Source organism: Okeania sp. SIO2F4, from assembly GCF_010672385.1.
Classification (GTDB): Bacteria; Cyanobacteriota; Cyanobacteriia; order Cyanobacteriales; family Microcoleaceae; genus Trichodesmium.
Genome location: NZ_JAAHGT010000159.1, coordinates 1 through 13,652, shown reverse-complemented (window position 1 = coordinate 13,652; position 13,652 = coordinate 1). Strand labels below are relative to the sequence as shown.

At 36.0% G+C, this 13,652-nt stretch carries 9 protein-coding genes; 7 read left to right on the top strand and 2 right to left on the bottom strand.

Going from position 1 to position 13,652, the window contains the following annotated elements:
* The 5 genes from F6K22_RS12720 to F6K22_RS12700 all read left to right on the top strand — a co-directional run.
* Positions 1–1,837: TIGR03936 family radical SAM-associated protein (locus tag F6K22_RS12720; RefSeq protein WP_293097916.1), on the top strand; the 1,837-nt coding region annotated here is incomplete at its 5' end.
* Between the two features lie 2,418 nt (positions 1,838–4,255).
* The gene (rne, locus tag F6K22_RS12715; protein ID WP_293097913.1) at positions 4,256–6,301 is read left to right on the top strand and encodes a ribonuclease E; all 2,046 of its coding nucleotides are present in this window, start codon (positions 4,256–4,258) and stop codon (positions 6,299–6,301) included.
* Between the two features lie 1,059 nt (positions 6,302–7,360).
* Positions 7,361–7,987, top strand: a complete 627-nt coding sequence (locus tag F6K22_RS12710; RefSeq protein ID WP_293097910.1) for a ribonuclease HII — start codon at positions 7,361–7,363, stop codon at positions 7,985–7,987.
* 742 nt (positions 7,988–8,729) lie between these two features.
* Positions 8,730–8,939 (top strand): hypothetical protein, encoded by a 210-nt coding sequence (locus tag F6K22_RS12705; protein ID WP_293097908.1) that lies wholly within the window; start codon positions 8,730–8,732, stop codon positions 8,937–8,939.
* A 267-nt stretch (positions 8,940–9,206) separates the two neighbouring features.
* Positions 9,207–9,344 (top strand): hypothetical protein, encoded by a 138-nt coding sequence (locus tag F6K22_RS12700; protein ID WP_293097905.1) that lies wholly within the window; start codon positions 9,207–9,209, stop codon positions 9,342–9,344.
* A 1,055-nt stretch (positions 9,345–10,399) separates the two neighbouring features.
* Here F6K22_RS12700 and F6K22_RS12695 read toward each other — a convergent pair.
* Positions 10,400–10,540 (bottom strand): hypothetical protein, encoded by a 141-nt coding sequence (locus F6K22_RS12695; RefSeq protein ID WP_293097902.1) that lies wholly within the window; start codon positions 10,538–10,540, stop codon positions 10,400–10,402.
* Between the two features lie 362 nt (positions 10,541–10,902).
* On the opposite strand from F6K22_RS12695, the gene F6K22_RS12690 reads away from it, so the two are divergent.
* Positions 10,903–11,067 carry a hypothetical protein gene (locus tag F6K22_RS12690; RefSeq protein WP_293097899.1) on the top strand — a complete coding sequence of 55 codons (165 nt, stop codon included), beginning with the start codon at positions 10,903–10,905 and terminating at the stop codon, positions 11,065–11,067.
* 53 nt (positions 11,068–11,120) lie between these two features.
* Here F6K22_RS12690 and F6K22_RS12685 read toward each other — a convergent pair whose 3' ends face one another.
* Positions 11,121–12,509 carry a hypothetical protein gene (locus F6K22_RS12685; RefSeq protein WP_293097896.1) on the bottom strand — a complete coding sequence of 463 codons (1,389 nt, stop codon included), beginning with the start codon at positions 12,507–12,509 and terminating at the stop codon, positions 11,121–11,123.
* Between the two features lie 770 nt (positions 12,510–13,279).
* Here F6K22_RS12685 and F6K22_RS12680 point away from each other — a divergent pair.
* On the top strand, positions 13,280–13,652 hold a 373-nt coding region (locus F6K22_RS12680), incomplete at its 3' end, for a tetratricopeptide repeat protein (RefSeq protein WP_293097893.1).

The following is a 13,652-nucleotide window of genomic DNA, read 5'->3' as shown; positions in this document are numbered from 1 at the left end:
TGGAACTGAAATTAGAAACCGTTTTAAGGATGAAAATATTTCTCTATCTCTACCTAGTCAGCGAGTAGATAGATTTGATGAAAATATTGCCAATATTATTGGTGGTACTCGCCAAAGTAGTTTGACATTTGCTCCAGAAGCTGGTACGCAACGAATGCGGGATATTGTGAATAAGGGATTGACAAATGAGGAACTTTTGCGGGGGGTTAAAACTGCTTATGACCAAGGTTGGGATAAGGTAAAGCTCTATTTTATGATTGGTTTGCCTGGGGAAACTGATGCTGATGTGTTGGGTATTGCGGAAACTGTTAATTGGTTACAGCAAGAATGCCGAGCAAAAGGTCGCAAAAAGCTACAGGTTACTTTGACAATTTCTAATTTTACTCCGAAGCCTCATACTCCTTTTCAATGGCATTCGGTTTCTGTGGCTGAATTTGAACGTAAGCAAGAATTACTAAAAACAGAATTTCGGAGGATGAAAGGTGTAAAGGCAAATTATACGGATGTCCGTCTCTCAGCAATGGAAGATTTTTTGGGTAGAGGCGATCGCCGTTTGGCATCTGTAATTCGGGGTGCTTGGGAGCGAGGCGCTGGAATGGACTCTTGGTGGGAAAGTTTAGACCGAGCTTTTGCTGCTTGGAGTGATGCTATTGCAGAATCAGATTTGGGTTGGAAATACCGTCAGGTAGAAAATGGTGAGTGGAATGTATTTGAAAATACGGAAAATCATCCCGATATATGTAAAGAGGAAATCAATTCGCTGCTTGACCAACCTTTACCTTGGGACCATATAGATACGGGAATTGATAAAAATTGGCTGAAGGAAGATTTGCAGAAAGCTTTGGTAGAAGCAATTGTTCCTGACTGTTCTTTTGCAGCTTGTTCCCATTGTGGTGTTTGTGGTCCGGATTTGGGTCATAATATTGTTATTCCACCACCGCCAATTCCAGAATTTGTCGGTCAGTTTGTGCCTAATCAAAATCGGGTACAACGCCTACGAGTCTGGTTTGGGAAGTTAGGAGAGATGGCTTTGGTTAGTCATCTAGATTTGGCTAGGTTATTTGCTCGTGTTGTCCGTCGGGGCAATATACCTATTGCCTTTACCGGAGGATATCATCCAAGTCCACGGATTGTTCCAGCTAGTGCTTTATCTTTAGGAGTGACAAGCACAGGGGAAGTGGTGGATTTTGAGTTGACAGAAGTAATGGATGTGGTAATATTTCAGAATAAACTGGAGAATCAATTGCCAGTTGGTATACCTATATATAAGGTAGAAGAAGTAGAAGTTAAGAGTCCTTCTTTATCTCAAATATTGCAGAAAGCAGAGTATATTTTGAGAGTCAGAAAAACTGATGATTCTGTCTCTTATGTCCGACAGGAGTGCAATATCACGAGAGATATTGAGGGTAACGACTGTCCATCACTCTATCCCCCCATCACTCCATCCCCCCATCACCCCATCCCCCCTAATCTAAATTGGCAAGGATGGGTAGAGGCAATTAAAAATAGCGAATCAATTCTGTGGGAACAAACAACAAAGTCGGGTAAGGTAAAGGTTGTTAACTTACGCGATCGCTTATTTGAGTTGGAGTTCTTAGAGTATTCAACAGCTTTAAATTATTACTGTAGGGACAGGGACGTTGCATGCAACTTCCCTACAAGGTCTTATGAGTCAAATTGGAATTATGAAACTGATGGTATTATTCGTTATGTAGGAAGCTATCAGAATGATGGAACTTTACTAAGACCACAAAATATAATTTATATGCTCGAAGAAGTCAGCAAGTTAGAATTTGAATTGCTGTATACTCATCGGCAAAAGTTGTTCTTGGGGTAATAAAAATTTCAGGAAAATCTATTAAGAAGTTTCGGTTTTATCAGTGTGGAAATTGAAAAGATGACTCTAGTTGAAAAAAGCAGAAGGTATAATCTAAGTAATTAAAGCTGAAATAGTTTTGAGCAAGGAAATACTATGTTTTTAGGGAGGTTACACAACTAAAGTGGTATAATTTATGTTCCGGAAAGCCTTGGTTGACAAAAGATTAAGGATTTTTCCTAATTTAGTGTTTGAGCTGTGTTATTTGAGTAGGCTGATTTTTCGGCGATCGCCGATCTGAAATCTTACAGGATTTATACAAGGCCAATATTACATACAATCATGCTCAAGGTGGATGATGGCCTTGTAAGTCAATAAATATAACTTATAGCTTGTTATGGCAAGTAGGTAAAATAATGTCATAAATAATCGTCTAGGATTTGAGAGTCTGAGAAGTTTGATTGAGTCATAGTGATAAAATTAAGATTTACCTAGGACTTATTGGCTACTACAATTAATTAGTTTATTTGTAACAATCTTTTTTGCATAAGGTATTATGGCTTGCTATTCCAAAATCTACGAGGGTGTCTATGCTAAAATTATGGGTAGAGATAATCTTATAGTTTGAGTTAATAGGCTTTTTCAGGATTGCTTGACCGACAAAATAATGCTTGAGGCGCTATTAATTTCAAAGGCTGAAGAGTAAAAATTTACTTTATTAAAAGCAAGAAAATTAGCTTTGTTTGATATGGTCTCTGACCTCAAGGGGCGGAGATTCTCCTAAAACTAGGATGCTTAGTTCCGTAGAGTCTACTTAAATTAATTACTTTGCGATATTTAATCGAGAGATAATTCTCTCCCCAAGGGTTGGCTCTATTCCAAGAGCTTGTTTTTTGTAAGCATTCATCTATTAGCGGTTAACTCTGAGCTTTTTAATTAAGGATGGCTCAATAGACTTTTAAGCTTAACTAATGGACTTTTACCAATACTTTTAATTCTTTGAAATATCTAAATTGCTTTTTCCTCTTTTAAAGGTAATGAAGCTGTTAACGTAGTTCCTCCGCAGGAGGCTAGCTAACCGTTAAATGCTTACTGTTTTTTTCTGCCCTAGGGTACAGTTCAAAGCTAAAAAAAACTTTGGTTTTCTGGTACTTGTTGCTTAGATATTTTCCATGGATAAGTGTTCCTATGCAAAACCCTATAAGTCTAGTTTTGAAGGTGGTAGTCCGCTAAGATTAGTAACTAGGTTTTTAGAGCGTTTGAATACCTTTAAGATTTTTGAAGTGTAGCAGAAAGTCCCCTTTTAGGACTATGCTTAATCAATATCTTTCTTAACATAAAACGTAGATACTTAGAGAGAAGTTATGTATTTGCCATTTAACGGATATTTCGGGAGAGTAAACGTATTTTGTATTTAGGCTTTTCTGTCCCTATCCCCCCATCTCCCTATCTCCCCACCCCCCCCTCCAAAGAGATTTTGAGGAGTTCCTGATCAGGGATAGCTTTTAGGGGGAGGCTTTAAACCCAATTTTTCAGTAACAATGTGTATGATTTGATATTGATATGGATTTAATAAATTAAGCTTTGACAAAAAAAACTCTAAAGTTGTAGTGCAGATAATTGGGGATTGTCCCTAATAAATTGATCGATTCCAGTACAGAGTCATTACAGAAATTGTCCGTTTATTTATTGATTGCGTTGCGTATTATGAATGAAAAAGTTAGTCAGAGAATTTTAACTAAAACAATGCTAAAATTAGACTGTCTGCAAATTATACAGTGAATCATTGATAGATTAATTTAATGAAAACTGAAACTAGATGTTAATTAGCCTGAATGCTAAGGTTTTATAGCAGCAAGAAAGGTCTGAAAATTATAAATAATCAGATGGGAATTAAAACTTACAATTTAAACCCCGCTCTTAAGGGCGAGGGCTTATTAAATTGAGAGGATTTCACCCTGATGATAAATTATATTAATTACTCTAGTTATAAATTCCGAAAGGAGCGTATCATTCTAAAAACTTAGAATTGATGCCAAATATCAAGATTTGTAAAAAAGGTTGGATTAGTTTTGTTGTTGATAATTTTAGTAGTTGCTAAGTAACCAAGTCTGCACAAGTTGATGGAAATATTCACCTTGGTAAGGGTGAACTGAAAGGGAAAAAACTCAACACCAGACCAAGTATTATCCAAAAAACAGAAATCAGGAATTACGCAGAGACACTATATACGGCGTTCAAAAACTATAACGTTATAGATATGTAGTGTTTACAACTCAAAAATGCGTAAGTCCTGAGAAATTTAAAGTTCACACAGCAAAGCAGTTAACATCCAAAATTACGAGTAACCTACATAACACTAAGGGTGACTTAATTAACAACGCCACATTTTTATTAAAGTAGGGGCTTGGTTAGCAAGTCTGTACAGGAGGAAATTGAATGCCGAAGCAAATAATTATCACAGAGCAGCAAAGAATAGCTGCTGTATTTTCTGAAGACCAAATACAAGAACTTGTCGTTGCGAAAGGCAGCCATCAAGTTAGTGATATCTATCTAGGAATTGTAGAAAACGTATTACCTGGAATAGATGCAGCTTTTGTGAATATTGGAGATCCTGAACGTAATGGATTTATTCATGTCAGCGATCTAGGCCCATTACGATTGAAGCGCTCCTCTGGTGCGATTACAGAATTACTTACACCGCAACAAAAAGTTCTAGTGCAAGTGATGAAGGAACCCACTGGGACAAAAGGGCCACGTTTAACAGGAAATGTAACTCTACCAGGCCGTTATTTAGTCCTAATGCCTTATGGACGGGGTGTAAATTTATCCCGACGTATTCGTTCTGAAAGTGAACGAAGTCGCCTCAGAGCTTTGGCAATTTTAATCAAACCAGCGGGTATGGGTTTATTAGTCCGTACTGAAGCAGAAGGAATGGAAGAAGAAGCGGTTATAGAAGATTTAGAGGTTTTGCAGCAACAGTGGGAAACTATCCAAATTGAGGCTAATTCAAACAGAGCTCCTGCACTACTAAATCGTGATAATGATTTTATTCAACGGGTACTACGAGATATGTATAGTACTGATGTGAATCGGATTGTAGTGGACTCTAGTGAGGGAGTGAAGCGAGTCAAGCAACATTTGTTGAACTGGAGTGGGGGCAAACCATTACAAGTTTTGATTGACCATCATAGCGATCGGATTCCTGTCCTAGAATACTTCCGAGTTAATGCAGCGATTAGAGAAGCTCTCAGACCAAGAGTAGACCTGCCTTCTGGGGGTTATATTATTATCCAACCTACTGAGGCACTAACTGTTATAGATGTCAACTCTGGTTCTTTCACACGGTCTGCTACAGCGCGCGAAACTGTACTTTGGACAAATTGTGAGGCAGCTACGGAAATAGCTCGTCAATTACGTTTGCGTAATATTGCGGGGGTTATTATTGTTGACTTTATTGATATGGACTCACGGCGAGACCAATTGCAGGTTCTGGAACATTTTAATCAAGTTCTCAGGGCTGACAAAGCTAGACCTCAGATAGCTCAGTTGTCAGAATTGGGGTTAGTTGAGTTGACTCGTAAACGTCAAGGTCAAAATATATATGAGTTGTTTGGTCGTACTTGTCCTACTTGTAATGGATTAGGACATTTAGTTCATTTACCAGGTGAATCGGAGGCTTCTATTGGGGAAGTTAATTTGCCTGTGGTTACTCGGACTCCAGATGTTGAAGAACCAGCGAGACCTGTGACTGTTGCTCCTCCAACTTTGGTTGGTGCTCCCCAAAACCAATCTTGGGAGGCAACACAGAGATATCAAGAAGTTGAACCGGCTAATAATGGCTCAGATTTAGAATTGTTGAATCATCCTAGTTATCAGGAATCTACCCGTCGCCGTCGTCGCCGTCGGGTAGGGGTGGGCGAAACTATGCAGGATGAGGCTTTGGAGTTGCAGGAAAGAGAGTTGGGGTCGGGAATGGAGTATCCTATCCTTTCAGAAGGATATTCGCTTACAAGTCCTAATCGACGTTCGGGAAGAGAGATAATTAGACCTGTTACTGAACCTCCAGAGATAGTAACGGTAGAGATGACGTCTGATGAGCAGGATGTATATGCTTTGATGGGTATTTCTCCATTAACACTTTTAGAGGAGGGAACTGTAAAAAATCCCAAGTCAGCAATTATCTCTATTAAGAAACCCGGGGAGGGTAATCTGAGAAAAACAACGGCAGAAAAGGAAGAAGATGTAGAAGTTGAATCGGTAGTAGATTACGAAGAAGAAGATGACGCTCAGGAATTAGATACGTTTGATTCATCGGTGTCTTTGGAGCAAGCTGATGATTTTGATGGTGATGAGGAAAATGATAACTACGAGTCAGAGTTGGGTGATTCAGATGTCGAGCTAAACTCAGATAGCAATGACTCTGATGATTCAGGGCCAATTCGTCGCCGTCGCCGTCGTTCTTCCGCAGTTACAGAAGAATAAGCGGAAAATTTTCCGATAATGTCGGCTTTGTAGTTGCTCTAATTACTTATCCCCTAAGGGTAACAATTTACTTTACTGAAGATTTACTTTTGAGATTTGGCAGTTATACCAAGCCTGATAAGTTTTTGCTACAAATAGTTAGGCTTTTGTCAAGAGTTATGAGGAATAGTTCATTAATGGATAATTACCTCAAGGAAAACTGTAACGGAATTGAATATAAGGAAATTCAAGAACACTTTTCTCTTTAAGAAGATTGGATTTGCCTAGGTTAGTAGTGCATCCCATCCTACTCCAAGCTCCGCAATTCAAGTCGGCGACAGCCGAAAACGACCGCTTTTTCCCCTATGGGGGGAGGCTTTGAACCAAGGTATTTAATAATTAATTATTAATAATTAATTATTCGGTAAGCCTTCATTTTGATATATATTGGAGTTCTCCGGAAAGGAGGGAGCAGGGAGCAGGGGGAAAGAATTGATAATTTTGGCGGATGGGATTGATTTTATTTTTGATTATCATCAGATGTCTATTGGACTCAAAACCAATATTCACTTTTTTTGCCAAGAAACTGAAATAGCAAGCAATAGACAAAAAACAAATAATAAAAGTCTATGATGCCAGACTAACAATTATCAATTCTGACTCCTGACTCCTGATATAGAATCGGGTTATATAATATATGTTGATAATTCTATAATTAGGGTTTGCTGATTAACTATCAAAGCATTTACAGATAAAGGTAACTGCTTTTTTAGGTCGAAAAAAGTGCCAGATTTTTGGTGGCTGGAGCTGCAAAAAGTTAGCATTTTGGGGAGACAAGGGCCGAAAAATCAAGGGAGAAAATATCCGACTACCTCCTAATTAATTGTCTGTTCCTCCTGACTATTCTCTACTCCCCCACTCCCCTACTCCGTTACTCCCTAAAAGGACTTGTTCAGCAAACCCTAATTACTTCAATATTTAATCCCCCCACCTCTCCATCTCTCCATCTTCCCCAAACATATAATAAGTATTCAACCGGATTTGATATGAGTGCTAATAATTTGTGGCCAACTTTTTAAAATGGTAATGATGAATTCTCCTGAGTTGATTGATTATCCATCTTCACTTATCACTGCTGGTGTGGATGAAGTAGGACGTGGGGCATTATTTGGGCCAGTGGTGGCAGCAGCAGTAATTTTGCCAGAGGAGGTTTTGGAGCATTTGGCTAGTAGTGGGGTGAAAGATAGTAAAAGGTTGACAGAAAAGCGTCGGTGTAAGTTGGCAACTCAAATTTTGGTCGCGGCTTTGGATTGTAAAATTGGTATGGCTTCTGTTCGGGAGATTGACCGCTTGAATATTCTACAAGCTTCTTTATTGGCGATGAAGCGGTCTGTTTTAAAGTTAAAGTTGAAGCCAGATTTGGTTTTGGTTGATGGGAATCAAGAGATTAGAGATTTATTTATACCTCAACGGACTATTGTTAAGGGGGATAGTAAGTGTTTGGCGATCGCTGCTGCGAGTATTGTGGCTAAGGTTTGGCGCGATGCTTTGATTATGCGTTTGGCGAAAAAGTATCCTGTTTATGACTTGACTAATAACAAGGGTTATGGTACGAAAAAGCATAAGCAAGGAATAGTAAGTTATGGGGTGTCGTCTCAACATCGTCTTTCGTTTAGTCCTTGTCAACTCTCCCTATTTCCTTTTTAGCTCTAGAAATTATAGAGAAACAACAACTGCCCCAGGATTTTTGCTTGAGTTAAATTAATTATACTTTTATGATTGAATAATTAATCAACTATTGCACAACAGTTGAATATAAAGTCAATTAAAAATTTACTAAGTAGGTGGGCTTAATTATCGGTACAATCGCAATGGAAATTTAAAACGGTGAAAAGCTATTGGAAACTGTATTATAGGTTCTTTTTCATATTTTTTGTTTTAACCTTTATTTATGCCTACCTACTTACTAAATTTTGTGATAAATGTTTGCGATAAATCAAGCAGCTTGATTATAAATGTGATTTTAACGAAAGCGGACACCCACTCCTCCACCATTGTTTGGGATAGTGGGAACAGTTTATCCTCTGTTGGAAAAGTACAGTTGGCGCTATGTTAATTGTAATATTTGGAATAAAGGAAAAGGAGATATAGCTGTTCAATAATTAATAATTAATAATTAATTATTAATTATTAATTATTACCTCTTCTTAGAAACGGATAGGATTGACTAAAAGGATTTTTTTTCTTCTCTTGGTTGATTGGAGGCAAGCGTTCGCGTAGCGTCCCGGAGGGAACGGAGACCTCGCCATCCCTCAACCGCTTTTTTCTCCATGAATGGAGAGGCTTTATACCTTAATTTTTCGGTAACGTTAATACCCAAAAAATTAAATGATTTCCTGTTGTAACAGAAGTTTGTGTTCAATATATATTTGAGCCTAAGATTAATGGAATGTTATTGAAGGAGTGGTTATTATATGAATGGAAACGTACAGGTCTTTCTAGAAAAAAAGCAAATGAAGCTTGTGGTGTAAAAGATGTAGCTACTAGAAAATATTTCGATCGAGGTCATCTGTGGTATTTTCCTCCACCAGAAATGTTTGAAAAGTTGTCGAAATATGCCAATTTTTATGGCAACTCAGAGGGTAAACCATACTTTTGAAATGATGGAGAAGTTCCTATGACTAAAGAGGAATGGGTAAGAATGCGAGCCAAGTTTTATTGTCTTCACGGTTATACAAATGTATGGGATAGAAATTCTCTTCGTGGAAAAGAAAGAAGAGGACTTACGCATAGACCATATATGTAGAGTTCAAAAACGATAACGTTATCGTTTTTGGCGCTATATGTAGTACCGATGCGTAAGTCCTGAAGAATTACCATTGATTGTCATAAAGCTGTTCATTTAAATCAAAAGCCTTTGGATTTAATGACTCTAATTATAGAAGCTTCCAGTGATTTTAAAGAGGTTATATGGGAACTTTTTGGGGTATTATTTACTGCTTCTATTGCTGCTAAAAATTTAGGTCGTAATATCAAGTCCGGTAGCATCGGTGTAATTAGATAATAGAGTGTGGGGAGGGTGGGGAGTGTGGGGGGATGGGGAAATATAGAAAGATTTGGCATTATGTGAAGATGGAACATTTTTTTATACTGAATTAACCGGATTTGATATAAGGTATTTGGTTCAGAGATAGATTGGACTTACTTCTTTTATGGCGTTCAGAGAGCTAAAGAATTAATAAATAACTTTTCTTGAAGAGTTAACTTGATTTTTTCTGTGTTTTTACTACCAGGCAATTTTTTCCATTGGCGAATAGATATACGCTTGATATCTGCTTCTACTATTTTTTCTTTAAAATTCTCTATTTCAGAGTGAACTATCCTATCTATTTTGGTAAAATTAGTATCTAATCTATATGGAAAAAGATTAATTAGCTATCGTAATAATTGTTGATACTCTCTTGTAGGTTGATAATATTTACCTTCATTTCCCCAACTTTTGAGAATTTATTGAGCTGCTTTAAATTGAGAATTATTACTATGTCATTTGTAATCATTAGTGTTAGTTTGTTGTAAATTTTGTGTCCGTTTTTGAGTATCTTCTGATTTTAAAACTAGATAGTCTTGCGAGTTATGATAATGGCTGTCACGAGTTTCTCCTACAGACCTAGCAGAGACTATACAAAGTTCTAAAATATAGGGTTTTCTATATATTAAATTACTAGGAAGCCAAGGGAGCAAAAGAACATATATATTGTCATATTGAAAATAGTTTTGACTATCTTTAAAACGAGCAGTTATTTCTGTAGCTAGAGGAAACCAAGTCTTAATTTCAAAATTTCAAATCCAGGAATAGGAGTTACTTTACCTTCAAAAATAGTATCAGGAAAAGGAGGGTATTGATTTTTCCATTTCCCAAATTTATGAAATTAATTCTGAGCATTTAAAAAACCAGTTATGTTAAACTCAATTAAGTTTCCTAGCAGTAGACCACTCCGAAAAATAAATAAATCGTGATATAACAATAAAAATCTTAATTTTGGTCTAGAAATTATGATTCAGTATATTAGAACATATCCACAGTCATCCTCAAGAAGCACAACGTTTATTGGGAATCAATTATGAACAACTAGAAAAATTATTAAAACAAGCAATAAAACTATAGGAAGGACGGCAGGAGTTAGCATCAAAAAAAAAGGTAAGAATTATTGCATCAGGTGGAGATAGATCGCCATTATTATCACCATCAGAGCAAATCATTTTAACTTTAACTTATTTGAGACATCTGACAACATTTAATTAGATTGCTAAAAATCTGCGCGAGTAGCCCAAGAAAGATTTAGGTTAAATTCTGATAAATATACGCCAATAATAATGACTATTTGTGGTCTTGTTAGATTATGAATAGGTGGATTGATTTTGTAGTAGTAATTCGTGCTTAATATCCAGATAAATCAGTTAACTTTCATGGTTAATTACTAGGATGATTTTTAATAGTAAGTATCTATAATACTGATTTTACCGTAAAAATTAACTATCTTAAGGGAGTGGCGTTGGCGGAGCAAGTGCGGCAGCTACATCGCTGACTAAAAGATAGTTAGAGTAAGTGTTTATTTTGGGAGATGTCTAGTGGAGAAAGTTTAGAGATTACTTTTGCAAGATTCAGAGCAGCATCGGGCGAAATTGGTTTGGAAATTGTTAATAAATCGAATTCATCTCCTGGTAATGTTTTTAGCTTTTATCCTGCTAATTTAATAATTTCCTCTGTATCCATCTGTATCGATTAGTGATATTCTATTTCAGATCATAAAAATTAAACTTTCTAATTCAATTAGATGAGTTACTCATAAGAATACCACCTATACCAATGTCGAACTACTAGCCAAATTACAGAAAGTAATCCGGCAATACTTAATGTTAATCCACTGTAGGAAACTAATAATGCAAAAATAGGTAAAATTCCCCCAGCAATAGTACAAATAATTGCGGCTAAAGAAGCTTGACGATTTGAGCCTAAACCCCAAAGTAAAAATAGCAATATTGGAGAAATTAAGCTCCAGGCAAGTTTAGCATCAGTTAAACGACTAAGGTAAGTTAAAGTTAGTAAGCAAGCAAAGAAAATCCCGCCTAATATTGCCACATCTCGTAAATTCAAAGGTAGGGAAAAATATAAGAGAATTAACCACCATAAAAATAATAGGGGAGCTAATATTAATAGGCGAGGTAAAATGCCTGTATTTTTTACTGAGTCTGTGGCAGTAAAAACTCCAAAAGGATTTTTGACAGAAACATTATCATCAAATACCCAAGTAAATTTTCGACCCTCATTTAACTCTATAGTTTCGGTAGGAACAATTCCACTTGCAAAGTCTGCTTTGGGAAAGTTTGCTAATGCTATTAATTGGAAATTTGATAATAGTTGATTATTGGCATTATAAATCCAACGTGGTCCGCCTTGAGCTTGATAATTTACTTTGAAATTGACAGTTTCTCCAGGGGATAAACTGAAAGGAAAAGTATAATTTCCAGGGTTGGTAGGAATTAATCTTTTATTGTTTTGTTCGACGCGAAAGTTTTGAAGTAAAGAATAACCATAGGGAGGACGAATATCAAAGAAAAATTCTTGAATATCTTGAAGTTGGTTAGTAACTTGATATTCTGCGGAAAAATCTACAACATAAACAGCTTTGAGATTTTGAACGTCTTTAGCTTGGTTAATATTTACCTGAATTTTTGAAGCATTTATATTCAAATATTTATCTACATTTCTCGTACTTTCAACTTCAACCTGTTTATTATCAACCCACTGATAATATGTATAGGGTTCTGCAATTACATAACGAATTTTTGGAGCTATTTGTTCGAGGCGATTGTCTGCGACACCCGCAGCAATTTGGGCAATTTTTGCTTGTTCCCAATTATGGTAACGATTACTCAGGGTTGAACAAAGAAAAAATCCTCCCACTAGCAATATTAAAACTAAAATTAGATGTGGTAATTTTTTAAGTAAACTCGAATATCTAGACACCAACTCATTAATCAAAATATTTGCTTCTGATTCTTGCTGATGACGGAAAGAAGAATTTATAATTGCTATAAATAAACCAAGGAAACCAATGATAATAATTAATGTGAGAGATACTTTCAGAACTTGATTGCCAAGTTCAATCAGTTCTTGGGGATGGGTAATATCGGGTATATTGGGAATGCCTTGAGTAGATTGCCACATATTTTGAATATATACAAGGTTTTAAGTATTAAATTATAGGTCTTACTACGGGGTAATTATCCAAAAATTAACGCCAGTAGATAGTTGATTAACTATATAGATGTGGAAAAGCTTGACTATATTAAGATTTTGAAATTAATTCCAGTTTCTTTCAGGGTAGTCATACCGTTTCACGGAAGTTAAAAGTCATGCATTCAAAAGTAAAAAGTTAAGATTTTATAGGCTGAAAACTTTGATTCTACGGTAATTTCAGGAAATTATTTCACATTTCACTATAAGATAAGTAGTGTAGCCTAGGTTGATGAAATTACTATTAGCTAGGTAGATTTACATTTAGTTATATAGTTGAGAATTTTAACACCTATTTACTTAAGCCAACATTATTATTAATTGCCCGTATAGAAAGACTGAGGTGGAAAGGTACATATATTCCTATATGTTTAGTTGATGAAATTAGTATTAGCTAGGTAGATTTACATTTAGTTATATAGTTGAGAATTTTAACACCTATTTACTTAAGCCAACATTATTATTAATTGCCCGTATAGAAAGACTGAGGTGGAAAGGTACATATATTCCTATATGTTTAAGTGACAAATAGTTGTCTTGATTTCTTCCAGCTTATTCCCAATTCCCTGTTCCTAGTTAATTGTTCCCTATCTCCCTTTTATATTTCATTTACAAACAATCTCTAATACCTACAAATTTAAAAATTTAATTCCCGTACTCTAGCTAATTTGAATTAAAAATTTTGTAATTAGGCTCAATTTATGGAAAATCAGACATCAGAAAATCTTTTAAACTCCGCGGTAAAGAATTATCAAAAAGGAAATTTGAAATTAGCGGCAAAAATCTGCAAAAAAATCCTAGAAAGAGATCGACAAAATTGGCAGTCGCTACATTTATTAGGAGTTATTGCTGGTTTAGAGGGGCAACCAAAAGAAGCAGTTTTATACTTTGATAAAGCTGTGAAACTAAATCCAAATAATGCCGAAATTTATAGTAATTTTGGTCTAGCACTGAAGGATAGCCAGCAACCTGAAGCAGCCATTGAATATTATCAAAAAGCCATTGAACTTCAACCAAATTATGCTGAACCATATAACGGTTTAGGGAACATATTTTTAGAGCTAGGAAAACTTA

Coding starts and splice junctions, on each gene's coding strand:
- rne (WP_293097913.1), top strand. CDS start 4,256: ATGCCGAAGCAAATAATTATCACAGAGCAGCAAAGAATAGCTGCTGTA.
- F6K22_RS12710 (WP_293097910.1), top strand. CDS start 7,361: ATGGTAATGATGAATTCTCCTGAGTTGATTGATTATCCATCTTCACTT.
- F6K22_RS12705 (WP_293097908.1), top strand. CDS start 8,730: ATGTTATTGAAGGAGTGGTTATTATATGAATGGAAACGTACAGGTCTT.
- F6K22_RS12700 (WP_293097905.1), top strand. CDS start 9,207: ATGACTCTAATTATAGAAGCTTCCAGTGATTTTAAAGAGGTTATATGG.
- F6K22_RS12695 (WP_293097902.1), bottom strand. CDS start 10,540: ATGATTTGCTCTGATGGTGATAATAATGGCGATCTATCTCCACCTGAT.
- F6K22_RS12690 (WP_293097899.1), top strand. CDS start 10,903: ATGTCTAGTGGAGAAAGTTTAGAGATTACTTTTGCAAGATTCAGAGCA.
- F6K22_RS12685 (WP_293097896.1), bottom strand. CDS start 12,509: ATGTGGCAATCTACTCAAGGCATTCCCAATATACCCGATATTACCCAT.